Below are 25,655 nucleotides of genomic sequence, written 5' to 3'. Positions count from 1 at the left end.
AGATCACACGCCCGAAACACCCTCGACGTCCCGTGGCAACAGGCCGTGGCTAGCATGAGATCCCCCGACGCTGGAGCTGAGCAGTGACCGCACTGGACCGCGCGATTTCCGATCCTCCTCAGGTGGCTGGCGTCCTGCGCCGCTCTCCCGTCTCCGGGCTCGCGCGCCGCAGCATCGGCTTCGTCGACGTGCTCGCCCAGTCGGTGTCGGCCGTTGCGCCCTCGGCCGCTGCCATCACGATCCCCTCGATCGTGGCCGCCGTCGCGGGCAACGGCACACTCTGGGCGGTCGTCGGGGCCCTGCTGCTCTCGCTGCTGGTCGCGACGACGGTCAACCAGTTCACACGACGGATGTCCGCAACGGGTTCGCTCTACACCTTCGTCTCGAAGGGGCTCGGTACCGGTGCGGGCTTCGTCACAGGAATCGCGATGTTCGTCGGTTACGCCTTCGTCGCCATGTTCTCTCTCACCGGCTGCGGGCTCTTCCTCGCGACTCTGCTCGGCAGCTTCCTTCCCGGCATCCAAGACTCGACACTCCTCGTGAGTGTGTCGATCGTGGCGCTCGCCGCGGTCTGCTTCCTGGTGCTGGCCCGGGGCATCCGTCTGTCCACCCGGGTCATGCTCATAGTGGAGTCGGCTTCCGTCGCATTCATCCTGGTACTGACGATCGCGATGATCGCGCGCCAGGGCGGCGGCATCCACTGGTCGGTGCTGAGCCTGTCCGGAACCACACCGGGCGAGTTCGCCACCGGCACGGTTCTCGCTCTCATGGCCTTCGTCGGCTTCGAGAGCGCATCGACACTGGGTGCCGAAGCGCGAAAGCCCTTCGCCACGATTCCGCGCGCGATCGTCTGGACGGTCGTCGCCTCCGGTGCCCTCTACCTCCTGTCGACCTACAGCCAGCTCGTGGGTTTCTCGGCCCTGGGCAGATCGCTGACCAGCAGCACTGCGCCGGTGAACTCCCTCGCCGACGCCTACGGACTCCCGTGGATGGGGGTGCTGCTCGATGCGAGCATCGCGACCTCGTTCTTCGCCTGCGCTATCGCCTCCACGACCGCCCTGGTGCGGGTGATCTTCTCCATGGCTCGGGAGCGTCTCGTGTCGCCCGCGCTCGGCCGCACGCATCCCACGCTGAAGACCCCGATCGTTGCGGTCGCCGTCGCGGTGCCCGTGCTCGCCATCGTGCCGGTGGTGACGATCGCCCTCGGAGGAGGTGTCTGGGAGGCGATGGGAGTGCTTCTGGTCGCCTCGGCTGCGGGCTACATCACCTCTTATGTGTTCGTGTGCGCTGCGGCATTCGTCTTTCTCCGCCGCATCGGCGAGCTCGGATTCTGGGTCGGGCTGCGGGCGATCGTCGCCGCGCTACTGCTCGGCGTGGGCCTCGTGGTCTACCTGATCGACCGCAGCGCAAGTGCGAGCTCGGCCGGCGTGTGGATCTTTCTCGCGATCATCTCCCTCGGCACGATCGTCTACCGGGTGATGCGGATGCGCCGGCCGTGGCTCGGCTCGACAATCGGGGTCTACGACGAGACCATCTTGCAGGACCTGCTCGGCGGACTTCCCGCCGATCCCGTGCCACCGGGCGACCCCATCGGCCGCCGATGAGTTCGGCCGACCGGCTCACCGAGGTGCGGGCCCGCCAGCCCAAGGCCATCCACAGTGCGCTCGTGGTGCTCGAGGAGGTCGCCCGGTGCGGTCCGGGGGTCACCGCACGGGAGGTGAGCGAGAACCTCGGCTTCCCCCGCGCCACCACTTACCGGCTTCTCAATCTGCTCGTGCAGGAGGAGTATCTCGTGCGCCTGCCCGACCTCAGCGGATTCGCGCTCGGACTCAAGGTGGTGCAGCTGGCTGGGGTATCGAACCCCGTGCGACCTCCCCAGGCGGTGCGCGACCTGCTCGGTGACCTCCGCGCTACAGTGCGCGGGGGCATCCACCTCGTGCGCTATGACGAAGCGCGGCTGGGCATCGTCGACGCCGACCCCGACTTCCCCCTGAGCAACCCCGCCCGGCTCACACGGTACCTCGATGCCTCCGCGATGGGCCGGTTGCTTCTCACCGAGCTTCGCGAGCACGGAACCCTCGCGGATTCCGCGACCGAACGGCCCCGGTCAGAGGTGTTCCGACTCGTCGCGGAGACGCGGGAGCGCGGCTTCGCGATGCAGGTGGACGAGAACACGGTCGGGTACGGATGCCTCGCCGTTCCGATTCGCGACCGAGCGGGCGTGCTCGTGGCGGGGCTGTGTCTCTCCGCCCCCAAGTCACTCATCGAACACCCGGGAACGGCGTTGGAATCGATGCGCTCGAGCTCGGCGCAACTGGGTCCGCTGCTCGCCTGATCGACGGGCGGGAATGTGGTGGCCCGCGGCACACTTATGCTTGATTGTGCTCACTGTCCTGATCCCCTGGCGTCCCCAGCCCTCGCGGCTTGCTGCCATCGACGCGGTGGTGGACTGGTACGTGCGCAACCTCGGTGAGGTCGACATCCGCACCATCGATTCCGACGATGAGATCTTCAATCTCGCACGGTGCCGCAACCTGGGGATGAACTCGATCGAGGATGCCGGTGAGGTCGTCGTGATCAACGATGCCGACACGATCCCCCAGCTCGAACCCTTGCTCGAGGCGATCGCCGCGGCATCCACTTCCGGCCTCGTGCACCTGCCCTATACCCGCTACCACTGGCTCGGAACCGTCGGCACCGCACAGTTCACCGAGGGCGTCCCGCTCGACGAGTGTGAGTTCGAGCTCGTGAACGGCGCGTGCTCCGGGGTCTACGTGACGACACCGCGGAGCTGGTGGAGCCATGGCGGCCAGGACGAGAGATTCCGCGGATGGGGCTTCGAAGACGCGGCCTGGTATGTGGCACACGAGACCCTTCTCGACGAGGCTCCCCGCCGTCATGAGGGAGTCGTCTATGCGCTCCACCATGCGGCACAGGCGCGGGAGGGTGAGCAGTACGACGCGAACGCCGCCCTCATGGAGCAGTACCGCGAGGCCCGGTCCAGCCGGGCCGCGATGCGTCAGCTCGTGGGAACCGACGCCACCGCTGAGAAGGCCCGGCGGCTTCCCGCCTCCTGACGCAATCCCGCAGAAAGCGACGAAAGCGCAGCGCGGGCAGGAAGCTCGAGTGCGTCGCGCACGGCCGCCGCAAGCTCCTCCACCGTCGCGGTGTTCGGGGCGAGGGCGATGCCGAACCCCGCGTCCTCGAGGGCTGCCGCTCCGGCGAACTGGTCGGTCGAGAACGGCAACACCACCAGCGGCACCCCCGCCGTCATCGACTCGGTGACGCTGTTGTTGCCGCCGTGTGTCACGGCGGCGGCGGCCCGTTCGAGCAGGGTCACCTGGGGGAGGAATTCGCGCACGAGCCACTCCGTCGGCAACTCGCCGAGCTCGGAGCGGTCGGCGGACCCGATGGCGATCGCGCCACGGACACCCGCTTGCTCGAGCGCTTCGCACACTCGCGCCAGCACATCCGCCCGCACCGAGAGGAAGCTTCCGAAGCTCACGTAGACGAAGGGTTCATCGCTCGCCGCCAGCCAGGCGTCGACCTCGGGGTCTCGCGCTTCCTCGCGCACGGCGGAGCCGAGGAAGCGGTGCGGCGGAAGGATCGCCGTGCGGGCGGGCGGAGAGAGCTCTGCCGGGTAGTTGAGCAGCAGAAGCTCCCCGTGCTCGCCGAAGGCGCTTGCCGACGGCGGCGCACCCGGTGCAAGCTCGGCGAGGGCGGCGTTCCATTCTGCGGTGAAGGACTCGCTCACCCGGTCGCAGAGCTCGCGTAGCATCCGCAACTCCTCGGCCGTCGGGTCGAAAGCCGCGGGCCAGGCCGGAGGGAAGCCGTAGACCTCATCGCCGACCGGGAGGGCGGACGGATGCCCGAGCACGACATCCGCGTAGGTGACACCCGCGGCGACCAGCGCTAGCCGCGCGCTGAAGGCCAGATGGTCGACGATGATCGCGTCGGGCTGGATCTGCGCGACAACGGCCTGCACCTCACGGGCCACGCGCACCGGCTCCCACATGAGGTCGCTCAGTCGCGCCTCGGCCTGGAAAGCAAGGGTCTCCACCATGCCGCGACGGGTCGCGTCGAAGAAGCCGCGCAGGGCCTCGTCCTCCCCGGTGGGTTGCTGTTCGGCCCGGATCACTCCGGGGTTCGAGCCCTTGCCGAGCTGGAGGTTGACGCGGTCGAAGCCGAAGGATTCGACGATGTCCGCGGTGGCGGGGCCGGTGGCCACCACCACCCGCTCGCCGGCATCACGCCATGCGGTGCCGAGGGTGGCGAGCGGAAGCAGGTGAGAGGCGTAGTCGGGACTGATGATGAGGAGGGTCACAGCGTCGTCACCCTCACGCCGTCATCCCATTCACAGTGCCGCGAACGACCAGCCCCGCGATTCACTCTCCTCGTCGTTCACTCCCTGGTACACGTTCGACAGTGCACGCGCCATCGCCTGGATCGTGAAGCTGCGCTCCACCGTGTCGCGTGAGGCCGTGGCGCGGTCGACGGTCTCTTCTGCGATGGAGGCATCGAGCGCCTCGACCATCGCCGAGCGCAGCAGCGCGACATCCCAGGTCGGGGTCAGGAAGCCGGTGACGCCGCGCTCCACGTAGGTTGCCGGGCCGCCGCCGTCCGGGGCGACGACGAGGAGCCCGGAACCCATCGCCTCGAGAAGCGCAATGCCGAACTCCTCCTTGAGGCTTCCGCAGACGTAGATCCCCCGCGGGGCGGCGAGGCCGGGCAGTCCGAAACGGGCGGCGGCGACCCACCGGGCGACGGTGTCGTTGCGCCGATGGCCCGAGAGCACGAGCCCTGCGGCCGACCGGTTCTCCGGCGCGACGATCGCATCCATCAGCTCGAGCTGCTCGCGTTCGTCGGCAGAAGGGTCCACCAGGTTTCCGCCGATCAGCAGCAGGTTCGCCCGATCGGCGAGCGGCCCGTTGGCCCAGGCATCCACGATCGTGGCCATGCCCTTCACCCGGTGGAAGCGACCGACACTGACGAGAAGCGGGAGGTCGCGCCGGTGCTCGGGCAGGTCGGCGAGCAGCTCGCGCAGTTCCTGGAGGGCAGGGGTCGGGGGCTGGCCGGCGGCATGGCCGGCACTCTCGACCACGGCCCGGTCCACGACTTCGAGATCGATGCCCTCCGGCACGATCGTGTGGCGTTCCGGATGCGCCGTGATGTCGATCCCCACGAGCTCGCGCATATCCAGCTCGAGCGAGGGCCGTGGAAAGAGCACGGTGTGGGCGGCGTTCGCGGCGAGCTGCTGCACCAAATGCGTGCGGAACCAGAAGTGTTCGACCTCGTCCACCTCCCCGAAATTCTGCCGGGTGAGACGACCGGAGAGGTCGAGGGAATGGATGACCGCGTGCGGGTCGGGCGCGACGGTGAAGACGACGGGGATGTCGAGCTCACGGGCAACATCGGCGGCCGCGAGGCTGCCGACGTCCGCCATCCGCAGATGCAGTAGATCCACTCCGCCCGCGGCGCGCAACATACGGCGGATGCCTCGGCGCGCAGCCACACGCAGCGGCCAGGCACTGGCGGACTGCACCGGTTCGCTCAGCAGGGGCACCCGTCCGTAGTCGTGACCCCACGCGCCGGCACCCATGTCGACGACGCTCTTCAACGCTTCGTCGACCGATCCGCGTGACAGGGTGATGACACGCTCGACCCGGGGGGACGCATCCTCGTTAGCGACCAGGGCATCCCCGAGGCGCACTAGCAGGGTGGCGATGCCACCATTGTCTCCGCTGCCGGCCTGGGTCAGACCCGCGTCGAGGTCGGCGTGCAGGAAGAGCTGGGCGATGGTGAGGCCGCGGCGTCCGGTGTCGACGGGGGTACTCTCCGCGGAGAGGTCGACGAGGGAGAGACGCGCGACATCGGCGAGGTACCCCTCCGACCGCGCCAACTCGTCGAGCACCGCGAGGATCTCGCGATCCCCGTTGCGCTGGCCCAGGGCGGAGACCGCCGCGACACGCACCGATTCCTCTTCGAAGAGGTCGGTGGCGATGCGCAGCAGTGCCGGGGTTGCGACGGACTTGCGTACCAGGCCGAGAGTCTCAACGAGCCGGTAACGCGCGCCGGGCTCGTCCACTCCGAGCAGCGCGGACTCGAGCCCGATGGCCACATGCTCGGCGACCGGGGATCCCCACTGTTCGAGGGTGCGCTGGGCGAGCATCCCGCCGAATCCACCGGCGGACACGAGTCCGATGAGCCGGCCGACGGTGTCGAACCGGGGAAGTCGAAGACTGAGAGCCCAGGCGGCGTGCTCACGCATGAATCCGCGGCTGCTCGACAGCAGGCGCGACAGGGCGATGTCCGCCTGTTCGTCGAAGATCTGTGCGAGCGCGTGGGTCGCGGCGATGGCGGCGAGCTGGTCCTCGCTGTTCAGCGCGGAAGTGAGCACTCGAACCGTTCGGGCGCCACCGTCGCGACTGGCCTCGAACGCGAGGTCGTCGGCGAGGCGCATCGAGTCGACGACCCGATCCGCCCGGAGCACTGCGTCTAAAGATGTCTGGATGCCCACAACCCTGATAATAAGCGTGATCCGGCTGATAGAACGATGGGCTTGTGCTGAGCATTCGACGCGTGGTAGCCGAGGCCTCCGTGCGGCAACCGACGTGCTTTCGGCTAGCGTGGTGAGGGCTCGCGCGGTGCGACCCCACTCAAGACATGCGGAGACCCAGGTGCGCGTAGTAGCAATCGGAGACGTCGGCGTTATCGACGAGATGATCCACATCGGCGATGAAGCGATGTTCGAGGCATTCGTCGACGCGATGCGCGCACGCGGGCTCGACTCTCTCGTGGCCATTTCCGCCAACCCCTCCGAGACGATCGCGCGCTACAGCGCCGATGGGTTCGGCATCGAAGCCGTCCGCGGTATCGGATTCGCGCCCTCAGCGGGAGGCCGCGCCGCACAGCAGGACCGCCTCGACCGCGTGCTGCGCACCGCGGCGGGCGAGGCCGGTCTGCTCGCCGACGACGACTCGGCGCATGCCGTGATCGACGCCATCCGGGGCAGCGATGGTGTCGCGGTCACCGGCGGCGGCAACCTCGCGTCGACCTGGCCCTCCCACATCTTCGAGCGCCTGGCGATCGCCGGCATCGCGGATGCCCTCGGCAAACCGTTCGTCGTGAGCGGCCAGACCCTCGGCCCGCAGCTCACCGAAGAGGACTCGGCCCTCGTCGCTCGCCTGCTCGGACTCGCTCAGCTGGTGAGCGTGCGGGAGTCGGCCTCGCTCGCGGTGGCACAGAGCCTCGACGTGCCCGCCGATCGGCTGCGACTCGGCGCGGATGACGCCAGCTTTCTGTTCGACGAGACGCTTCCTGCGCTGCCCATCTGCGTCGTCACGCTCGCCAACCATGTCGGGGATGCAGATCGCGACGCCGTGACCGCAGCCCTCGCCGACCTCCTCGACGAGATCGTCGAGACCACTGACCTCGACGTCGTCTTCCTCGCCCATTTCGGTTCGCTCGACGAGGCGCGAGTGCGCGGCGACTCGGTGGTCCACGAGCGGGTGATGGCGCAGATGATCTCGCAGCGCGTGCTCGCTGTCGTGCCTCCGGATGCACCGGGCGCTGCCCGCATCGCCCGCTCCGCCTCGCTCGTGGTCACGAGCCGCTACCACCCTGCGGTCTTCGCGGTGCCGGCCGGGGTCCCGACTATCGGAATCCCGGTGGACGAGTACACCGGGGTGAAACTGAGCGGCGCGCTCGAGAACTTCGGGCAGAACGGCGTCCTGCCCGTCGGCGCGCTGCTCGCCGGAGACGGCCCTGCGCTGCTCGCCCGGGTCTGGGCCGAACGGGTCGAGATCACGTCGGCCGGTCGCACCATCGCCGACACTCAGCGTGCGGCGAGCGCCGCCTGGTGGGACCGGGTGGCGACGGTGCTCAGCCCCGGGTCCTGAGGTCGCGCAGTGTCGCGCTGATTCGGCGCACCGCCTCGACGAGCAGCTGTGGATCGCAGGCCAGGTTGATGCGCACGTAGCCGTCGTAGGCCGCGCCGTAGCTGTGACCGGAGTTGAGGGCGACGCGGGCGGTGTCGATCAGCTGCGCCGCCGGATCCGCACCGAGGCGGAAGGCGCGAAGGTCGACCCAGCCGAGATAGCTCGCCTGCGGGCGGTGGTACACCGCTCCCGGAAGCTGCTGCTCGACCAGCCCGGCCAGCAGGGTGTCGTTGTCGACGATGATTCGTACGGTGTCATCGAGCCAGTCGGTGCAGGTGAAGGCGGCGATGTTGGCGTGCAGGCCGAGGATGCTGGTGCGGCAGGTCACCTCTTCGGGAAAACGGTCGAGCACGGCGAGCGATCGATCGTCGCCCGCGACCAGCAGCGCGCATTTCGCGCCGGCCAGGTTCCAGCCCTTGCTTGCCGAGGTGACGCAGATACATCGCACCCCGAACGCGGCGCCCACCTCGAGGAACGGCACGAACACTCGCCCGGGATGCGTGAGCGGCGCGTGCACCTCGTCGCTGATCACGAGCACGTCATACCGGGCGGCGATTTCGGCGACCGCGGCGAGAGTCTCGCGGTCGAACACGAGACCGAGCGGATTCTGCGGGTTGCAGAGCAGGAAGGCATCAGCCCCATCGGCGAAGGCACGCTCGAGGCCGACGAGGTCGAGGGTCCACCCCGGCCCGTCCTGGAGCAGCGGCACGTCGACGCGCACTGCGCCGGCCTCCTCCACCAGTTCATAGAACGCCGTGTAGACGGGAGGGTTGATCGCGACTCGCCCACCGCGGGGGATGCCGTACCGCAGCGTCTCGACGATCGCGGCACTCACATCCGTGGTCACGCGCACCCGGTCGGGATCCACCCGCCAGCCCCACCGTTCGCGCGCGAACCGGGCGAAGGTGCCGGCGAGCGGGCCGGGAGCGTCAATATAACCGAAGTCGGAGGCCCGCACACGTTCGACGATCGCCTCGGTGATGGGGGTGGCAACGCTGAAGTCCATCTCCGCGACCGAGAGGGGGATGACATCCGGCGCGTACCGGGTCCACTTGACGGACGATCTCCCGGCGCGGCTGACGTCGAGGGAGAAGGCCGCCTCGAGTGTCATCGCTCCAGCATCCAGTCTTCGGCAGGTCGATGCGAGCCTCGCCGTCATGCAACGTAGTACTGGCGGAAACAATCTCTGGGAGCGACACAACGGGCTACCGGCTCTGGAGAGTCGATAGCCCGTTGCGGTGGCGCTGCTGTGTGGCGGTGCTGGCGGTGCTTGCGGTGCTGGCGGTGCTTGCGGTGCAGGCAGTGCTTGTGGTGATTGTGCGGTCAGTGGCGGGATCCGCCGTGGCTGGCGTCGTGACCCGAGTTGTGACCCGACGCGTCGCCGTGGTCGTCGCCGATGTCGTGCCCGACGCCCTCGTGCCCGACGCCGTCGTCCGAGGCACCGGAGTGGCTGTCCTCGCCGGCTTCGTCGCCGTCGGCATCGTCGACCCGACCGATGCTGTCGTCACCCTGCGGGTGATCGGCATCCGTCGGCAACCCGGACGACGGCACCGGTGCCGGAGTGGTGCCCGGCGTCGCTGGGATCCCCGAGTCGTCGGCCGTGCCATTGCCGCGAAGGCCGTTGTCATCGGAGACCGGGGCGGGAGAAACGGAGGTTGTCGGGGTGCGGTCCTCTGCCCGACCCGCCGAGCCGCTCTGGGCCTGCGCCGACGCGACCGCGCCGACCGACAGGGCGCCGGCGAGGGCGAGCGCCACGATGGTGACTGTCTTCTTGGTGGTGAACATTGTCTGGCCTCTCAGAATCACCGCTTCAGGCGGTGGGGCTGTGTGGCTTATCGGCCACAGGTTGAGTCTGCGAGCCGCGGATGAGACGCAAGGGAGGCTTGCATGAGAGGGTTCTTAACTTCGACGATCATTCGGATTCTCGATCCCGCTGGCCGGATCCGGATGCCGCGGACTACCGTTGATCGATGGCCGTCATCAGCCTGACCAGACCGGAAGCCCGGCGGATCGCCGTGCGCGCCGCGCTTCTGGATGCCACCGCGCCGAATGATGTTCTCGAGCTGGTGCAGGGCATCGCCATGCTGAGGGTCGAACTGACCACCACGATCGCCCCGGCCGCCGACCACAGCTGCTGGTCGCGCCTCGGATCGTCCTACCGCCCGGTCGACACGGAGCGGGCCCTCAGCGAGGGAGCGCTGTTCGAGCGCGGATGGATGCTTCGGCCCATGTCCGACCTTGGGCTGTACCTCGCGGGCATGCGCACCTGGGCGGATCGCACCAAGACCCGCGGCTGGATGGACGACAACGCCGCCTTCGCCCGAAGCATCCTCGATCGCATCGCCGACGAGGGGCCGAAGACCTCACGCGACATCCCGGATGAGGCCGTCGCGCCCTGGCCGTCTACCGGCTGGACCAACAACCGCAACGTGACCCAGATGCTCGAATGCCTGCACATGGCCGGCGAGCTCGCGGTGGTGGGCCGCACCGGACGACTGCGCATCTGGGACCTCGCCGAGCGGGTCTTCGCGCCGGTGCCAGAAGTGCCTGCCACCGAGGCCCGCCGCATCCGCAGTGAGCGGCTGCTCACGGCCTGCGGAATCATGCGGGACAGCATCGCCGTGTCGCCGACCGAGCTGCACGGCACAGTACCGGTGGGTGAGCCGGCGTCCATCGACGGGGTCCCGGGCAGATGGCGGGTCGATCCGGCCCAACTCGACCGGCCGTTCGATGGCCGCACCGCGCTGCTCTCCCCATTCGACCGGCTGATGACCGATCCGCAGCGGGTGGCCAGACTGTTCGAATTCGACTACGCGCTCGAGATGTACAAGCCGGCGGAGACGCGCGTCTGGGGCCAGTTCGCACTGCCGATCCTGCACGGCGACCGATTGGTGGGCAAAGTGGATGCCCGCTCCGAGCGCGACACCGGGCGGTTCGTGGTGCACCGCGTGCACGAGGACGAACCCTTCGACAGGGTGACTCGCGCAGCGGTCGACAGAGAGATCGAGTCGTTCGCCTCCTGGCTCAGATTGCGGGTCGTGCGCAGCTGACCCGCCCGCGATCAGTTCTGCGGGAACCCCAGGTTGATGCCCCCGTGGGAGGGATCGAGCCATCGGCTGGTGATCGCCTTCTGTTGCGTGTAGAACCGCACACCCTCGGCGCCGTGTGCCTTCGTGTCGCCGAACAGAGAGGCTTTCCAGCCGCCGAAGGAGAAGGTGGCCGCGGGCACCGGGATCGGCACATTGATGCCGATCATTCCCACCTGCACCTCGTTCTGGAAGCGTCTCGCCGCGCCACCGTCGTTGGTGAAGATGGCGGTGCCGTTGCCGAAGGCACCGGCGTTGATCAGCGCCACGCCCTCCTGGTAGCTCGCGACGCGAACCACCGAGAGCACCGGGCCGAAGATCTCCTCGGTGTAGACCCGGCTGGTGGTGGGTACGCGGTCCACGAGCGTCGGGCCGAGCCAGAAGCCATTCGGGTCGCCGTCGGGCTGCACGCTTCGACCATCCACGACGATCGTCGCGCCGTCCTGCTCGGCGACCTCGATGTACGAGGCCACTTTGTCGCGGTGAACCTCTGTGACCAGGGGGCCCATGTCGCAGTTGCGACGCCCATCCCCGATGACCAGTGTGCGCATCCGCTGGGTGATCTTCTCGATCAGCTCGTCGGCGACCGGCTCCACCGCGACGACGACGGAGATCGCCATGCACCGCTCACCAGCCGAACCGAACCCCGCGTTGATCGCCGCGTCGGCGGTGAGCTCGAGGTCGGCATCCGGAAGCACGAGCATGTGGTTCTTCGCCCCGCCGAGGGCCTGCACCCTCTTTCCGTTCGCGGTGCCGGTCTCGTAGACGTATCTCGCGATCGGCGTCGATCCGACGAAGGAGATCGCCGCGACATCCGGGCTCAGCAGGAGTCCATCGACGGCCTCCTTGTCGCCGTTCAGCACGGTGAAGACGCCGTCGGGCAGTCCGGCCTCCTTCCAGAGCCTGGCCAGCCAGATCGCCGCGCTCGGGTCCTTCTCCGAGGGCTTGAGGATGACCGCGTTGCCGGCCGCGATCGCGATGGGGAAGAACCACATGGGCACCATGGCCGGAAAGTTGAACGGCGAGATGACGCCGACAACCCCGAGCGGTTGCTTGGTGGAATAGACGTCGATGCCGGTCGACACCTGCTCCGAATACTCGCCCTTGAGGTGGTGCGCGAGTCCGGTCGCGAATTCGACGACCTCCTGGCCGCGGCTGATCTCTCCGAGCGCATCAGAGAGCACCTTGCCGTGCTCGGAGGTGATGATCTCGGCCAGCTCCCCCTTCTTCGCCTCCAGCAGCTCCCGGAACCTGAAGAGCACCGCCTGGCGTCGCGCAAGCGACAGGTCGCGCCACTCGGGGAATGCGGCCTTCGCGGAGGAGATCGCGGCCTCGATGTCGGCGCCGTCGGCGAGAGAGACATTCTTCGTCGCGACGCCGCGAGCGGGATCGAAGACGGGGGCTGTGCGCCCGGAACTCGACGGGAACTCCGCGCCGTCGATCCAGTGCGGCACGGTGGGAAGGGTCTCGGTCGGGGCAGCAGTCGTCATGCTGTGGTTCTCATTCCTCTGGGGTCTGCTCGCGGGGCTCTCTCAATGTAGGCCCGGCGCAGGGTGCAAGCCAGCGCACGACGCCCGCCTCCGCGTGTCGGCGCGTGCGACTGCGACAGTCGTCACGCCTCGCTCCCGGGCCAGGGACAGTCGTCGTGTCATGAGGGCCCGTATCGTCACCGCCGCGGAGATCCGCAGCTGAATGGTCGACTCTCCGGGTGAGTTTCGGATTACCGACTGAATAAGATCGGTGGTCCGAGGAAGCGGTCCACCGTCCGGAGTGCAGTACGCGGTCGCCTATGGCTGGGAGGTCGCCGCGCCGATGTGCGTGTTCGTCCACTCGATGAGCGGCTTCACCCGTGACCACACGTCGTGGATGGCGTCAGCGGAGGCGTCGATCGGCAGCTGAGTCAGCGCGGCATAGTGACGCAGCCGCAGCAGCGCGATATGAGGATGGTCCCGCGTGAATCCCTTGGGGCTGGTGGTGAGCGACGGGCCCGCGAGCTCGAATCCGTCGGCCTCGAGTCGCCGCACGATCCCGGCCAGTTCCGCTGCCGCCGTCGGCTTGGCGTCGATCGCTCGTCGCCCCCGCTCGAGCTGGTCCCGGCTCGGGCCGTAGAGACCGCCACCGGCATCGATGCCTCCGGGTTGGAGGTTCAGGTAGACGCCGCCGACCGTGCCGGCCCACATGCTCGCGCCGATGCGGTAGGGGCTCTTGTCTGCGCTGAATCGCACATCCCGGTTCGGTCGCATCACCCGTCCGGGCCCGTATTCCCCTTCCGCTTCACTCAGCAAGAGGTCCAGCGGATGCCGCACCACCCGGTCGTAGACCTCCCGGTGCGCCGTGAAGAACTCGCGATTGTTGTTGGCAGCCAGTTCGGTGAAGAAATCGCCGGCCGCGGCGGTGAAGCCGGTGAATTCCATGCGGGGAGCCGTGCCTTCCTGGAGGTGGACGGCTCACGCCAGCCGTCTCTAAACGACCGGCCGAGGCTGTGTCAGCGTGCGCCGATCAGGCCTCTCAGCGTATTGAACCGTGCGTCGGATGCCGCGCCTCCCGGCCTACGGAAGTGCTGGGAATCCGCACCGGCGACGCGCACCGATCGCAGTTGCGATGTGCGCGGAATCGACGTACTGTACTTGTGTACCTATACAGTGGAGGACTCGTGGAAATCGTCTTGTCGTCGAGTTCTGGCGTGCCGATGTATGAGCAGATCAAGTCCCAGGTTCGTTCGGCGATCTATGGCGGCGATCTTCACGTGGGGGAACAGCTCCCCTCGTTACGGCAGCTGGCGGCCGACCTGCGGGTCAGCCTGATGACAGTCACGCGTGCCTACAACGACCTCGTCGCGGAGCGCGTCGTGATCAACGAACACGGCCGAGGCTTTCTCGTGATGGCGGTCGATGTGGACAGTGCCAGAGCGGCCCTGGGCGGCCGGCTCGATGCCGCTCTGACCGAACTCGCGGCAGCAGCACGCGGCGCACGCATCACGCGCGCCGAACTGGACATCCTTCTGGATGAGAAATGGAGCAAGAAATGACAGCATCAGCCGTGAAGGTGAGGGGCATGTCTCATGCCCAGGGAACATTCCGGCTCGACACCGTCGACTTCGAGCTTCCCACCGGGCTCGTCATGGGTTTCGTCGGGCCGAACGGGTCGGGTAAGACCACAACCATCAAAGCGCTTCTCGGGATGTTCCAACCCAACTCTGGGAGCGTGGAACTCTTCGGCGCAGAAGCACCTGGAGCCGCCTCCACCAAGGAGCGCATAGGCGTGGTGCTCGATCAACCGTTCGTCTCACCCGACTGGAAGGTCGGCAGCCTGACGTATCGGGTCGGCAACTTCTTTGCGAGCTGGGATCCCGCCGCCTTCGGTGCCTACCTGGAGCGTTTTCGAATCAGCACGTCCGCTCGGGTGGGCACTCTCTCGCGCGGCGAAGGAGTCAAGCTGTCCCTGGCGATGGCTCTCGCCCATCACCCGGAACTGCTGATCCTGGATGAGCCAACCAGCGGCCTCGACCCCGTCTCGCGCGCTGATCTCGTGGATATCCTGCGGGAATTCATGATCGATCCGGCCCACAGCATCCTCTTCTCGACGCACATCACCTCGGATCTCGAGAGCCTGGCCGACCTCATCCTCGTGATCGACAATGGCCAGATCGCGTTTTCGGGCACGGTCGATGCGCTCCACGAGGAATTCGCAATGGTGCATGGGACAGAGACGCTCACGGCCGAGGCACTCGGCAGTGTTCTTGGTCTTCGGCACACCGGCAATCGATTCGACGGCCTCATCCGGGCAGAAGCAACGCCGCTCTTCGGCCCGTCCACAGTCATCGACGCTGCCAGCACCGACGACGTCATCGTTCATATCGCCCGGAACGGCTCGACCCAGCAGGAGGTCCACTCATGATCGCCAAGTTCGTCCTTTTCGACATGCTCAACTTCGTGACCCCCGTGAAACGGGTCGCCCCGGCCCTGTTCCTGGTGCTGGTGGCTCCGGCGGCAGCACCCTGGCCCGCCGTCGGTATCGGTGCGGCTGCGATCGTGATGAGCCTGCTCGCGTCGAATCCGTTCGCCGCTGACGAGCGTGGACGGCTCGACACCCTGTACGCGACGCTGCCGATGAGCAGGCAGAACGTCGTCGTCGGGCGCTATCTCGCCCTCATCGTGGTCTACCTGGTGGTCGCAGTGCTTGCAACCACGTCCGCCGTCTTCGTGCAAATCACGAGCGGCGAGGCTGTCGACTTCTGGTTGCTCGGCGTGGTGAATGTCGTGTCATTGCTGATCTTCGCCGTGGGCCTCGCTGTGCAGCTGCCGTTCTTCTTCAGCGTCGGCTTCACCCGCGCCCGGCTCATGACCTTCATCCCCGCCACCCTCCTCGTCGGGGGCGCCGCGCTCGCGTCACAGCTGGGATTCATCCATGGAGCACAGCTCACTCGGCTGATCTCGCACAACCTGGCTATCCTCTGGCCGACCGCGTCCCTCCTCTGCGCTGCCGCCCTCGCGGCCTCCGTGGTGATCTCCGCGATGCGCTACCGTCGCCGAGCCCTGTGAGGCATCCGTGGCAGGTGGGGGACACGCGCGAGATATGACTGAAACGAGGGGGAAACACCCGTCTCGGTGGGTGTTTCCCTCTCTAGCTCGCAGTTCGAAGGACGTGGACCCTTCGTGTGGACTGCGAGCGGTCTGGGGTTACGGATCAGTCACCCTCGTCACGGGACTGCCGCATGATCAGTGGAAAGCTCCAGCCGCGTTCGCCGCACTCTGGCCGCGACGAACGAGCAGCAAAGCGCCCCTACTTCCCCCGCATCCTTCCTCCCTGCTCATGTGTCTTCCCACGGCAATGGGCGTTCGAACGGAATGGGATCCAGCGGAATGACGACGACGGGCCGATGTTGACGGTGCGCCAGATGAACGGCGACGGAGCCGTTGAACATCTCCTGAACCGATCCGGTCATGCCTGCGCGGCGGGTGCCGACCACGATCATCGACGCATCGACCACCTCGGCGAGGCGTCCGAGAGCCCGTGCAGGATCGCCGGCGAGCTCTCGAGTGCTCCAGCTATCACCCTCCGGGCCGAGCAGTCTTGAGAGTTGCGCCAGGAGATTGGCCGGGACACCGGCGTGCCTTTCGTCGCCCATATCCGGGTCCATCGGCATCGAACGAACGTTCCCGTCGCGCAGTTCGTCGATCACGTACCGACCGGCGTCAACCCAGGCGCAGATGAGCTGGGTGCCCAGTCGAGTAGCCAAGGCCCGTGCCTGCTCGACGACGACATCGGACTGCCCGGCTGCAACCCCCACGACCAGAGGTCCGAAGGTAGGCGAGGCTTCGCGTGCGGCGGTCACGGGGGCTCCTATCTCTAAGCGCACAGAAGTGCTGAGATAGGGACTGTTGTCGACAATTCGCCGAGGTTGGTTCCGGTGAGCCCCACCGCCGGAGCGCTTTCGCGCTTGTCCCTAAACAATGGCACTTCTAGCTCCCGAACGGAAGGCCCTGCCGTAGAATTCAACGCATCACCATAGGGCTCCCTACCCACCCAAGTCAGCGCGGCGCCCTCCTCCCTTGTGCACAGGTAGTCGATCGAGCAAGGGGATCCACGGTCGAGTCATCTCTATCGTGTGGTCCGGCCTGTTGATGAAAGGTCAATTGGTCAACGTGGTTGGCTGAGCCGAGACCCACGCAAACCCTGGGGTCAAAAGAGTCGATCAGATCGATTTTTGGCCAAGACCTGGATCCATACTCTCCGAAGTGTGGGCAGAATGTGCGCAGAAACAGAAACGGGCCAGACCCCATTTCACAAGAAACGCAGGTCAGGCCCGTTATTTTCTGTGCGCCCGGAGGGATTTGAACCCCCGACCTATTGATCCGTAGTCAATTGCTCTATCCGCTGAGCTACGGGCGCGTGCGCTGGGCGCAAAACCCAACCTGACGACTATACCAGCCGATTCGACCGGCACGATTCCCGGCCGGGGTTTCGAGTTCGCAAGCATTCCCCCAGTCCGGTGCGGGAGACTTCTTCGATGGAGATCGAGACAGCGTTCGTCGAGGCGCGTTCGCGCGGGGATCGCCGACCTTGACCGCGGGATTCTCGATCAGCCTCGCGGTGGTCTGCGCGCTCATCGTGGTGGCCCGGTTCGTGCTCCCCCAGGTGCCGCTTGCCCGGGCCGGCGTGCGCGTCAGCGCCACAGAGGTGGCGTTCCTCGGCCTCGGCATCGTCGGCCTCACGTTTCACTGCACCGCGATGTTCTTCCGCCAGGTCTTCAGCGGGATGCCTGCCGTGCGGCCCCTCGTCGACGCGGTGAACGGAATGGGTGCCGCCAGCATCGCGCTCTACGTCGTGCCCGCCGTACTGTTGCTCATCGGCCTTCGGCGCCAGCACCGGATCGCACTGGCCGTGATGACGCTGGCCCTGATCGCCGTGGGCCTCACGATGTATCTCGGCAGCCCCCTCCGCCTGCACCTCGCATCCATCTTCCTGGCGGTGGTTCTGCTGGTCGGAGTTCTGTCGCTGCTGGTCAGAGGACCCTGTCAGCCAAAAGACGCCGGCGCTGCCGCACCGCCGGCTTGACGTCAGTCCTGGCTTGACGTCAATGCCGGCGGCGCGACGCGCTACTGGAGGCGCGTGGTCGAACTGAGTCGGGCGCGAAATCCTCCGCTCACCTGCACCGATGCGAGCACGGGATGGCCGAGCAGGGTCTCGAGCGAGTCCAGTGCCGTTTCCACGGTGTCCACGATGTCTTTCGGCGACACCCCCCGGCGGGCGGTGACCGAAACCTTGAGCACCGGCCTGCGACGCACCCGGTAGGTGGAGACGTGCGAGGAGACGAGCTCCGGGTGCCCGTCGAGCGCGTCCTGCACGAGCTGCTCGGCGACCTTCGAGTCCACGATCGTCGACCCCTCCGCGGTCGCCGCATCATCGACGAAGCGGCCCGTATGACCGTGCCCCTGCCGGAAGATGAAGACCAGCAACAGGATCACGACCACGGCGAGCGCTGCCAGCACGGCGATCCACCACCAGTCGATGCCCGTGCCCGTGAGCGGGGCGGAGGCGAAGAAGGACGTGAGGTTCGTGCGGATTCCGGGAGCGAGATCCTTCCAGGCGCCGCTCACGCTCGGGATGCTGCCCACCGCGATGGCCGCGCCGCCGACGGCGAGCAGCAGCAGGCCGACCAGCGTGATGACCCCACGGTTGAGCGCGCGATTGGTGTTGTTCATGCTCCGACCTTTCCGGATTCGGCGACGATGATCTTCGAGCGGATACTGCGCCGCAGCGTGTACCCGTGCAACTGTTCGTCGACAGCGGCGATGACGGATGCCCGGTCGACGGGCAGCCCGGAGGTCGGAGTCAGCCGCACCACCGCCTCCCGGTGCGAGACGCTCACGCGCACGCTGTCGGGATCGACGTTGCCGGCGCGGGCGGCGTGCCGGGCGAGTGCGGAGGCGATCACCTCGTTATCGACGATTGCGGCCGTGCGCTCGGTCGCGACCACGTGCCGCGCGGTGCGGCCCGGTGCGAGAGCCGAAATCACGAGCGCGAGCCCGAGGAAAGCGACGATCGCGCCCACCCCGATCACCGTCGCCGCGGGGTAGCCGGGAACGTCGACGAGGAAGTCCGCGGCGGAACGCGGGCTGGCAAGCAGCGGCGGTTGAGAGGCGAGGGCGAGCACGATCTCGGTGCCGACGAGCACACAGGCCACGATCACGATCGCGGCAAGCGCGATGGCGATGGTCGAGCGCGGTGAATGGGTCTCTCGCCGGGTGATGCGGCGATAGAGACTGCTCTGGTTGCTCATCGAACCCTGTCTTCCTGCCGGATGTCGGCACTCTGCAACCGCACGACCACGCGCGCGACGCGATAGCCGGTGAGGTCGTTGACTCGCGAACGGATCTGTCCCTGGGCGCGAGAGGCGCGCTCGAGGATGCTGCCTCCGATGCGCGAGACCACTTCAGGGTTGGTGGTCACCCGGTCGAGGGAGACGGAGCGGATGGCGCTGCGCACGGTCAACACGAGCTCGCCGCGCTCGTCGGATAGATCGACGCCCACATTCGCGGCATCCACTCCCAGCGCCGCGGCGCTCACCGCAGAGGCGACCCGACCGAGGGCGCGCGCGCTGACACTGGTGCGTCCACGGGCGCGATCAGCGGTCTCCACTGTCGTCATGACGAGGAACGCCCCCCTCGGAAGACATCGACGAGGCTGCTGAGATCGAGGCGTCCGTCGACGACGCGGCCGACGATGGCGCCGATCGCCATAGCGACGGCGACGAAGAAGAACGCCCAGAAGCCGACGATCGCCCAGGTGAGTGCGAGCACCGCTCCGATCAGAATGCCGGTCTTGGTCGAGGTCACAGGACTCGTGCCTCGACCTGGTCGTCAGCGTCATCGGAGGGGAGGTGCACGTCGTTGACGGTCACGTTGACCTCGGTGACCTCCATGCCGACGAGTGTCTCGATCGCGCTGATGACGGCGGAGCGCACACCGGTCGCAACGGTCTGCAGCGGCACCGGGTACTCGGCCACGATGCTCACGTCGACGGCGACCTGGGTCTCGCCCACCTCTACCTTGACCCCCTGGGTGAGGTCGGTGTTGTTCATGGCCTCTCGGATGGCGCCGAGGGCACGAGCCGCTCCGCCGCCGAGTCCGTAGACACCGCTGACGTCGCGGGCCGCGATGCCGGCGACCTTGGCGATGACGGCGTCGTTGATGACGGTCTTGCCCGTGCTCGTGGCGGTAGTCGTGACCGAGGGGGTCGAGATGCTCTGGGGGCTTGTCGTGTTGGCCATGGTTATGTCTCCTCTAGATGTGAAAGCCCGGAACGCGGGTGGCATTCGGGCCATTTCGATGTATTCATAGAGGAGACGCAGGTCGACACCGATTCGTCACGCCGAATCGCAAAACTTTTTGAGCGGAGTTTGCCGATGGACCACAGGGTGATTTCTCGACTGCCGACGATGGGAGTCGGGCGAACCGACGACCAGTCCCAGGCGGTGTCCCCCCTCGAACTCTTCTACGACCTCGTCTACATCTTCGCGGTGGGACAGCTCTCGCATCACCTGCTCACCCACCTGGACTGGAAGGGCGCAGCGGAGACGGGCATCCTGCTCGTGGGCATCTTCGCGGTCTGGGCCTTCACCAGCTGGGCGGGAAGCCTGCTCGACACGTCACGCCTGCCGGTACGCGCCTTCGTGATTGGCACTCTTTTTCTCGGACTGCTCATGAACACCACCATCGATGATGCCTTCGGCGACCGGGGCGGTCTGTTCGTCGGCATCTATCTCGCCTGCCAGGTGTCACGGAGCATCTTCGTCGTGTTCGCCGGCGTCGACTCGATCATGCAGGACCATTTCTTCCGGATGCTCGGATGGACCGTGATCACGGCGCCGTTCTGGATCATCGGCGCTCTCGTCGAAGGGCCGCCCCGGCTCATCCTCTGGGGGATCGCGGCGTTGGTGGATGTCATCGCCACCCTGTTGTCCCATCCCGGAATCCGCCGGCGCACGGAGACCCGCAACTACGAGTTCGCCGGGGAGTACCTTCTCGAGCGGTGTCGGCTCTTCTTCCTGATCGCGCTCGGGGAGACGGTCCTGACCTCGGCGGGCGTGTTCACGCAAGAGCCCCTCACCCCGATCCGACTGGTCGCGCTGCTCGTGGCGATAACCGGCACGGCAGCGATCTGGTGGAGCTATTTCGTGCGCTCGGAGGAAGAGGCTCTCGACGTGCTCGAGGAGACGGATGACGAAGCGAAGATCGGCCGGAACGCGATCTACGCCATCGCGGTCATGCTCGCCGGGCTGGTGCTGGCCGCCGTCGGGGACGAACTGAGCATCGCGCATCCGGATGGCGAACCCTCGCTTGCGGCCAGCATCATGCTGTTCGGCGGGCCGGCGCTCTATGTGCTCGCCCAGGCCGTCTTCCAGAAGCGCACCACGGGGCGCGCGATCTCCTCTCGCCCGATCGCCCTCGTCGCGTTCGCGGCCGGTGGGGTCGCGTCACTGTGGCTGCCGACGCTCCTCGCCGCGTCGCTCGCCACCGCGATCATGATCGGGGTCGCCGCGCATGACAGCGTGATCGAGGCTCGGGAGAAAGCTGCTCGCTGAAGGGCATATCAGATTCGTGACGTTCGTCTAGATTGTGAGATTCATGCTGCTATCGTGGCGCGATGACCAGTGAAGGCGACCCGGCGAAGATCCCCGCCAACACCCGCGAGCTCGAGACAAACATCGTCACCGACTTCTCGGAGCAACTCAGTTACGGCGAATACCTCGCACTCGACGATGTGCTGAATGCCCAGCACCTGAGATCGAAGCCCGCTCACCACGACGAGATGCTGTTCATCATCCAGCACCAGACGAGCGAGCTCTGGTTGAAGCTCATGATCCACGAGCTGAGATCGGCGCGGGCGGCACTTCAGCGGGACGACCTTGGCACTGCTTTAAAGCGGATCGCGCGGGTAAAGCACATCCAGGTGTCGATGACCGAGCAATGGTCGGTGCTCGCCACCCTCACGCCCTCGGAATACGTCGAGTTCCGCCGCTTCCTCGCGACGTCATCCGGATTCCAGTCCTACCAGTACCGCGCCGTGGAGTTTCTGCTCGGCAACAAGAACGCGAAGATGCTCGACGTCTTCGCCGCCGAACCGGAAGCGCAGGCCATCCTCGGTCGGCTGTTGGAGGAGCCGACGCTGTACGACGAGTTCCTGCACTTTCTGGCCCGTGCCGGTTTCGCTATTCCCCCCGCGGTGCTGCAGCGTGATGTGACCCTCGCCCATGTCTTCACACCGGAACTCGTTCCGGTGTTCGTCTCGATCTACCAGTCGTCGAGCGACAACTGGCGCGTCTACGAGGCGTGCGAGGAGTTCGTGGATCTCGAAGACAACTTCCAACTGTGGCGCTTCCGTCATCTGCGTACCGTGTCGCGCACGATCGGCATCAAGAGCGGCACGGGCGGATCGAGTGAGGTGCAGTTTCTCGAGCGCGCCCTCAGCCTCACCTTCTTCCCCGAGCTGTTCGCCGTGCGCAACGAGATCGGCGCCTGATGACATCGATGCGCGCGGGACGTGCGCTGGTCGACGAGCACTGGGTAGACGGGACGATTCTTCCCGGGTTCTGTGACAGCCATGTCCACCTCGCGCTCGTCGATGCCGCGGAGCTGATGCCCGGCGGGATCGCGCGGGTGATCGACCTCGGCTGGGATCCGGCTGTCGCGCGACGCTGGCCCGCCTCGGCGGGGTCCGGCGGCCTCGGCATTGATATCGCCGGCGCGATCCTCACCTCGCCGGGAGGGTATCCGGGATCGTCCGGGTGGGCTCCCTCTGAGGCCGCACGGGAGATCAGAACCGCCCTCGAAGCAGAGTCCGCGATCGCCGATATCCGGGCCATCGGCGGCCGGGTGGCGAAGATCGCCCTCAACAGCACGGCCGGCCCGGTGTGGGGGGACGACCTGCTCGAGACTGTCGTGTCGGCCGCACACCGAGCCGGGCTGCCCGTCGTCGCTCACGCGGAGGGCACCGGCCAGGCGGCGCGAGCTCTCATCGCGGGCGTCGACGCCCTCGCCCACACCCCGTGGACAGAGCATCTCGACGACGGGCTGCTGCGCAGCATGGCCGAACGGATGTCATGGATCTCGACCATCGACATCCACGGCTACGGCTCCGGCGGACCCGACTTCGAGCGCGCGATAGGCAACCTCGAGAGGTTCGCCGCCGCCGGGGGGCGCGTGCACTACGGCACCGATCTCGGCAACGGCCCCCTGCCCACCGGGCTCAACCACCGCGAGCTCGCGGCTCTCACTGCGGCACTCCCGAGCGCCGAAACCGTGATCGAATCCCTCGCCGGATTCCTAGCGCTGCCTTCTGCGCCCCGCACCGCATCCTTCATTCCCGGACCGGCATACGACGGATCCACTGGGCTCGTCGACTGGCTCTGCACCGGCTCGGTCGTGCCCATCACCCACCTCGAGGAGACCCCCGCATGACCATCGACACGCCCCTGCCCACCGGCCGCGAACTCGACGAGACGGATCCACTGGCCGAATACACGCGTCGCTTCATTCCGAGCGACGAGGTCGTCGCCTACCTCGACGGCAACTCCCTCGGGCGCCCCCTCTCGGTGACCGTCGATCGGGTTTCGGAATTCATCACCGGAGCGTGGGGTTCGCGACTCATCCGCTCGTGGGACGAGCAATGGATGGAGCTCCCCTTCAGCCTCGGAGACCGGATCGGCCGAGTGACACTCGGCGCCGCCGCGGGGCAGACCCTCGTCGGCGATTCGACGACGGTGCTGCTCTACAAGCTGATCCGCGCTGCAGTGGACCTTCACCCGGAGCGCACCGAGATCCTCATCGACACCGACAACTTCCCGACGGATCGCTACATCCTCGAAGGAGTCGCGGCCGAGCGCGGGCTCACCCTTCGCTGGATCGAAGCCGACCCGCAGGGCGGGGTGACGGCAGAGCTCGTCCGTGCCGCCGTCGGCGAGCGCACCGCACTCGTGGTCCTGAGTCAGATCGCGTACCGCTCGGGGTACATCGCCGACGTGCCGGCCATCACCGAGGTGATTCACGCGGCCGGCGCACTCGTGCTCTGGGATCTGTGCCACTCGGCCGGGTCCGTGCCGGTGAAGCTGGACGAGTGGGGCGTCGACCTCGCGGTGGGGTGCAGCTACAAGTACCTCAACGGCGGGCCGGGGGCACCCGCTTTCGCGTACGTGGCCGCGGCACTGCAAGACTCGCTTCGCCAGCCGATCTGGGGATGGATGGGCGCCGATGACGTATTCGCGATGGCCGACGGCTTCACGCCCGCGCCGGGTATGCGCCGGTTCCTGAGCGGCACGCCCCCGGTGCTCGGAATGGTGCCGATGCACGACATGCTCGAGCTCATCGAAGAGGTCGGTATCGACGCGATCCGTGCGAAGTCCCTCCGCCTCACCGACTTCGTGATCCGTTGGGCGGAAGAGCATCTCACCGAATTCGGCGTGACCGTCGGCGGACCGCGTGCCGACCCCGAGCGGGGAAGCCACGTGACTCTGTTGCATCCGCAATTCCAGAAGGTCACCCGGCTGCTCTGGGAGCGGGATGTGATCCCGGACTTCCGCTTTCCCACCGGGCTCCGCATCGGGCTTTCGCCGCTCAGCACGAGCTTTGCCGAGGTGGAAATCGGGCTGGAGAACGTGCGGGACATCCTGCGACACCTGGTGCCATGAGCCGGATGCCCGACGATGCGGAGTCGCGACCGGGCAGCGCGACCTCGCTCGTACGCTCCGTCGTCGGTCTCTATCTACGACGCCTCGACGGGTGGATCGGCTCAGCCGACCTGATCGCCCTGCTCGAGGATCTCGGGGCGCCCGCGGCTCTCGGTCGCACGGCGATCGCCCGGGTCAAGCAGAAGAACCTTCTGGTCTCGGAGCGCAACTCCGCTGGCGCGGGCTACCGCCTGGGTGAGGATGCGGCCGCCATGCTGCGCGCCGGTGATCGGCGCATCTTCGCGCCGCGGCGAATGGCTGCCGGCGACCCGTGGTGCCTTCTCTCGTTCTCGATCCCCGAGCAAGACCGCGCCCTGCGCCACCAACTGCGGCGCCGCTTGCGCTGGATCGGTTGCGGCACGGTCTCGCCGGCACTGTGGATCTGCCCGGCATTCCTTTCGGGGGAGGTCGAGGAGATCCTCGACGACCTCTCGCTGCGAGAGCACGCCACCGTATTCATCGCCACGGATGCCCGCGGTGAGGCTTCCTTGCGCGATTCGGTGGCCAGCTGGTGGGACCTCCCGCGCATCGCGGGGCTGCACGAGGGATTCATCGCCGAGGCATCCAGCCTGCTGTCCACGCGCCCGACCGACGGCGCCGATGCCTTCAGCCGGTACGTGCGCGGCATCGACAGCTGGCGCCCGATCCCGTATCTCGACCCCGGACTGGGAGTCGAGCTGCTGCCGGCGCAGTGGGCGGGCGATCGCAGCGAGCAACTCTTCGTCCGCCTCGGCGAGCGGCTGGCCGAGCCGGCGCTCGCGCATGTGCTGGCGCGCGTCGCCCCGCGCTGACCGGCGGGCATCCTCGCGCTGAGGGCCTGGGCGCCCCGGGTCCGGCGCGCCCTCACACCGTGCCCGGATGTGCCCGGCCGGTCTCACGAAGGCCACCCCCGGATACCTGCTCACTCGCTTTGCGATATGATCAATTTATTAATTTATAAAACAAAGGATGATCCATGCGGACAGTCAGTCGACTGATGTGGCTCCTCGGGGCCAGCTTCGTCACCGTCGACGGGGTGTACCTCTTCCGGAGCCTGCGGGCGCAGAACTTCGAACTCATCGGGTTGCTCACCATCGGACTCTCCGGCGTGCTGTGCCTCCTGCTGGCGTTCTACTTCGGACAGGTGGTCAAGTCCGCCGGAGTGAACGTCTGGGCCGAAGACCGCGAGGATGCCGAGATCGATGACGGGGATCCCGAGGTCGGCTTCTTCAGCCCCTGGAGCTGGTGGCCGGTGCTTCTCGGTGCCGCCAGTTCTCTCGTGATCGTCGGGCTCGCGATCAGCGCCTGGATCGTGTTGATCGCCGTGCCGCTGCTCGTGATCTGCATCATCGGCTGGGTCTACGAGTACTACCGGGGCAACTTCGCCCGATGATTGTCGACGAGGGGACGATCACTCGGCTTGAT

At 67.1% G+C, this 25,655-nt stretch carries 27 protein-coding genes and 1 tRNA gene; 15 read left to right on the top strand and 13 right to left on the bottom strand.

Annotated features, from left to right (window positions below; genetic code table 11):
- Positions 1-122: 122 nt before the first annotated feature.
- From F1C58_RS01155 to F1C58_RS01145, 3 genes are read left to right on the top strand one after another with little or no spacing between them, the layout of a single operon-like run.
- Positions 123-1,604: an APC family permease gene (locus F1C58_RS01155; RefSeq protein ID WP_255461195.1), complete on the top strand. Its 1,482-nt coding sequence runs from the start codon at positions 123-125 to the stop codon at positions 1,602-1,604.
- Positions 1,601-2,335, top strand: coding sequence for an IclR family transcriptional regulator (locus F1C58_RS01150; RefSeq protein ID WP_185202229.1), 735 nt, complete (start codon positions 1,601-1,603; stop codon positions 2,333-2,335). Before F1C58_RS01155 ends, F1C58_RS01150 begins: the two co-directional genes overlap by 4 nt.
- A 46-nt stretch (positions 2,336-2,381) precedes the next feature.
- Positions 2,382-3,077: a hypothetical protein gene (locus F1C58_RS01145; RefSeq protein ID WP_185202228.1), complete on the top strand. Its 696-nt coding sequence runs from the start codon at positions 2,382-2,384 to the stop codon at positions 3,075-3,077.
- Here the strand turns inward: F1C58_RS01145 and F1C58_RS01140 are convergent.
- Both F1C58_RS01140 and F1C58_RS01135 read right to left on the bottom strand, forming a co-directional pair.
- Complete coding sequence (locus F1C58_RS01140; RefSeq protein ID WP_185202227.1) at positions 3,020-4,324, bottom strand: glycosyltransferase; 1,305 nt, start codon at positions 4,322-4,324, stop codon at positions 3,020-3,022. The genes F1C58_RS01145 and F1C58_RS01140 overlap by 58 nt on opposite strands.
- 30 nt (positions 4,325-4,354) lie before the next feature.
- Complete coding sequence (locus tag F1C58_RS01135) at positions 4,355-6,490, bottom strand: glycosyltransferase (RefSeq protein ID WP_255461194.1); 2,136 nt, start codon at positions 6,488-6,490, stop codon at positions 4,355-4,357.
- 187 nt (positions 6,491-6,677) lie between these two features.
- On the opposite strand from F1C58_RS01135, the gene F1C58_RS01130 reads away from it, so the two are divergent.
- Positions 6,678-7,898 carry a polysaccharide pyruvyl transferase family protein gene (locus F1C58_RS01130; RefSeq protein ID WP_185202225.1) on the top strand — a complete coding sequence of 407 codons (1,221 nt, stop codon included), beginning with the start codon at positions 6,678-6,680 and terminating at the stop codon, positions 7,896-7,898.
- Here F1C58_RS01130 and F1C58_RS01125 read toward each other — a convergent pair.
- Together F1C58_RS01125 and F1C58_RS01120 are read right to left on the bottom strand one after the other, a co-directional pair.
- On the bottom strand, positions 7,882-9,048 hold the full coding sequence (locus F1C58_RS01125; protein WP_185202224.1) for a MalY/PatB family protein: 1,167 nt from the start codon (positions 9,046-9,048) through the stop codon (positions 7,882-7,884). The two genes, F1C58_RS01130 and F1C58_RS01125, sit on opposite strands and share 17 nt — an antisense overlap.
- 212 nt (positions 9,049-9,260) lie before the next feature.
- The gene (locus F1C58_RS01120; protein ID WP_185202223.1) at positions 9,261-9,722 is read right to left on the bottom strand and encodes a hypothetical protein; all 462 of its coding nucleotides are present in this window, start codon (positions 9,720-9,722) and stop codon (positions 9,261-9,263) included.
- A gap of 185 nt (positions 9,723-9,907) precedes the next feature.
- On the opposite strand from F1C58_RS01120, the gene F1C58_RS01115 reads away from it, so the two are divergent.
- On the top strand, positions 9,908-10,987 hold the full coding sequence (locus F1C58_RS01115) for a DNA glycosylase AlkZ-like family protein (RefSeq protein ID WP_185202222.1): 1,080 nt from the start codon (positions 9,908-9,910) through the stop codon (positions 10,985-10,987).
- A gap of 11 nt (positions 10,988-10,998) precedes the next feature.
- On the opposite strand, the gene F1C58_RS01110 is transcribed toward F1C58_RS01115, so the two are convergent.
- Positions 10,999-12,513, bottom strand: a complete 1,515-nt coding sequence (locus F1C58_RS01110; protein WP_185202221.1) for a CoA-acylating methylmalonate-semialdehyde dehydrogenase — start codon at positions 12,511-12,513, stop codon at positions 10,999-11,001.
- A gap of 297 nt (positions 12,514-12,810) precedes the next feature.
- Positions 12,811-13,437: a DUF2461 domain-containing protein gene (locus tag F1C58_RS01105; protein WP_185202220.1), complete on the bottom strand. Its 627-nt coding sequence runs from the start codon at positions 13,435-13,437 to the stop codon at positions 12,811-12,813.
- A 275-nt stretch (positions 13,438-13,712) separates the two neighbouring features.
- On the opposite strand from F1C58_RS01105, the gene F1C58_RS01100 reads away from it, so the two are divergent.
- From F1C58_RS01100 to F1C58_RS01090, 3 genes are read left to right on the top strand one after another with little or no spacing between them, the layout of a single operon-like run.
- Positions 13,713-14,051: a GntR family transcriptional regulator gene (locus F1C58_RS01100; protein WP_185203919.1), complete on the top strand. Its 339-nt coding sequence runs from the start codon at positions 13,713-13,715 to the stop codon at positions 14,049-14,051.
- Positions 14,048-14,920, top strand: coding sequence for an ABC transporter ATP-binding protein (locus F1C58_RS01095; RefSeq protein ID WP_185202219.1), 873 nt, complete (start codon positions 14,048-14,050; stop codon positions 14,918-14,920). The genes F1C58_RS01100 and F1C58_RS01095 overlap by 4 nt, the downstream gene beginning before the upstream one ends.
- The gene (locus F1C58_RS01090) at positions 14,917-15,564 is read left to right on the top strand and encodes an ABC-2 transporter permease (RefSeq protein ID WP_185202218.1); all 648 of its coding nucleotides are present in this window, start codon (positions 14,917-14,919) and stop codon (positions 15,562-15,564) included. Before F1C58_RS01095 ends, F1C58_RS01090 begins: the two co-directional genes overlap by 4 nt.
- A gap of 269 nt (positions 15,565-15,833) precedes the next feature.
- Here the strand turns inward: F1C58_RS01090 and F1C58_RS01085 are convergent, their stop codons facing one another.
- Both F1C58_RS01085 and F1C58_RS01080 read right to left on the bottom strand, forming a co-directional pair.
- Positions 15,834-16,358: a universal stress protein gene (locus tag F1C58_RS01085; RefSeq protein WP_255461193.1), complete on the bottom strand. Its 525-nt coding sequence runs from the start codon at positions 16,356-16,358 to the stop codon at positions 15,834-15,836.
- Positions 16,359-16,842: 484 nt separating this feature from the next.
- Positions 16,843-16,915, bottom strand: a tRNA-Arg gene (locus tag F1C58_RS01080).
- 171 nt (positions 16,916-17,086) lie between these two features.
- Between F1C58_RS01080 and F1C58_RS01075 the strand changes: the two genes are divergently transcribed.
- Positions 17,087-17,581 carry a hypothetical protein gene (locus F1C58_RS01075; protein WP_185202217.1) on the top strand — a complete coding sequence of 165 codons (495 nt, stop codon included), beginning with the start codon at positions 17,087-17,089 and terminating at the stop codon, positions 17,579-17,581.
- 41 nt (positions 17,582-17,622) lie between these two features.
- Here the strand turns inward: F1C58_RS01075 and F1C58_RS01070 are convergent, their stop codons facing one another.
- From F1C58_RS01070 to F1C58_RS01050, 5 genes are read right to left on the bottom strand one after another with little or no spacing between them, the layout of a single operon-like run.
- Entirely contained in the window at positions 17,623-18,228 is a 606-nt protein-coding gene (locus F1C58_RS01070; RefSeq protein ID WP_185202216.1) for a hypothetical protein, read from the bottom strand.
- A complete protein-coding gene (locus F1C58_RS01065; protein WP_185202215.1) occupies positions 18,225-18,806 on the bottom strand; it encodes a DUF6286 domain-containing protein in 582 nt (193 codons plus the stop codon). Before F1C58_RS01065 ends, F1C58_RS01070 begins: the two co-directional genes overlap by 4 nt.
- Entirely contained in the window at positions 18,803-19,174 is a 372-nt protein-coding gene (locus F1C58_RS01060) for a hypothetical protein (RefSeq protein ID WP_185202214.1), read from the bottom strand. Before F1C58_RS01060 ends, F1C58_RS01065 begins: the two co-directional genes overlap by 4 nt.
- Positions 19,171-19,362 carry a DUF2273 domain-containing protein gene (locus F1C58_RS01055; protein ID WP_185202213.1) on the bottom strand — a complete coding sequence of 64 codons (192 nt, stop codon included), beginning with the start codon at positions 19,360-19,362 and terminating at the stop codon, positions 19,171-19,173. The genes F1C58_RS01060 and F1C58_RS01055 overlap by 4 nt, the downstream gene beginning before the upstream one ends.
- The gene (locus F1C58_RS01050; protein ID WP_185202212.1) at positions 19,359-19,796 is read right to left on the bottom strand and encodes an Asp23/Gls24 family envelope stress response protein; all 438 of its coding nucleotides are present in this window, start codon (positions 19,794-19,796) and stop codon (positions 19,359-19,361) included. The genes F1C58_RS01055 and F1C58_RS01050 overlap by 4 nt, the downstream gene beginning before the upstream one ends.
- A 135-nt stretch (positions 19,797-19,931) precedes the next feature.
- Here F1C58_RS01050 and F1C58_RS01045 point away from each other — a divergent pair, with 135 nt between their 5' ends.
- The 6 genes from F1C58_RS01045 to F1C58_RS01020 all read left to right on the top strand — a co-directional run bounded on the left by F1C58_RS01045 (position 19,932) and on the right by F1C58_RS01020 (position 25,623).
- The gene (locus tag F1C58_RS01045; protein ID WP_185202211.1) at positions 19,932-21,110 is read left to right on the top strand and encodes a low temperature requirement protein A; all 1,179 of its coding nucleotides are present in this window, start codon (positions 19,932-19,934) and stop codon (positions 21,108-21,110) included.
- A gap of 62 nt (positions 21,111-21,172) precedes the next feature.
- Complete coding sequence (locus F1C58_RS01040) at positions 21,173-22,048, top strand: tryptophan 2,3-dioxygenase (protein WP_185202210.1); 876 nt, start codon at positions 21,173-21,175, stop codon at positions 22,046-22,048.
- Complete coding sequence (locus tag F1C58_RS01035; protein ID WP_185202209.1) at positions 22,048-22,986, top strand: amidohydrolase; 939 nt, start codon at positions 22,048-22,050, stop codon at positions 22,984-22,986. Before F1C58_RS01040 ends, F1C58_RS01035 begins: the two co-directional genes overlap by 1 nt.
- Entirely contained in the window at positions 22,983-24,212 is a 1,230-nt protein-coding gene (locus F1C58_RS01030; RefSeq protein WP_185202208.1) for a kynureninase, read from the top strand. Before F1C58_RS01035 ends, F1C58_RS01030 begins: the two co-directional genes overlap by 4 nt.
- A 5-nt stretch (positions 24,213-24,217) precedes the next feature.
- Positions 24,218-25,042, top strand: a complete 825-nt coding sequence (locus tag F1C58_RS01025; RefSeq protein WP_255461190.1) for a PaaX family transcriptional regulator C-terminal domain-containing protein — start codon at positions 24,218-24,220, stop codon at positions 25,040-25,042.
- A 164-nt stretch (positions 25,043-25,206) separates the two neighbouring features.
- A complete protein-coding gene (locus F1C58_RS01020) occupies positions 25,207-25,623 on the top strand; it encodes a cytochrome c oxidase subunit 4 (RefSeq protein ID WP_185202206.1) in 417 nt (138 codons plus the stop codon).
- Positions 25,624-25,655 lie beyond the last annotated feature (32 nt).

Origin of the sequence: Glaciihabitans sp. INWT7 (genome assembly GCF_014217685.1) — a bacterium.
Classification (GTDB): Bacteria; Actinomycetota; Actinomycetes; order Actinomycetales; family Microbacteriaceae; genus Lacisediminihabitans.
This window is presented reverse-complemented; position numbering and strand designations above follow the sequence as displayed.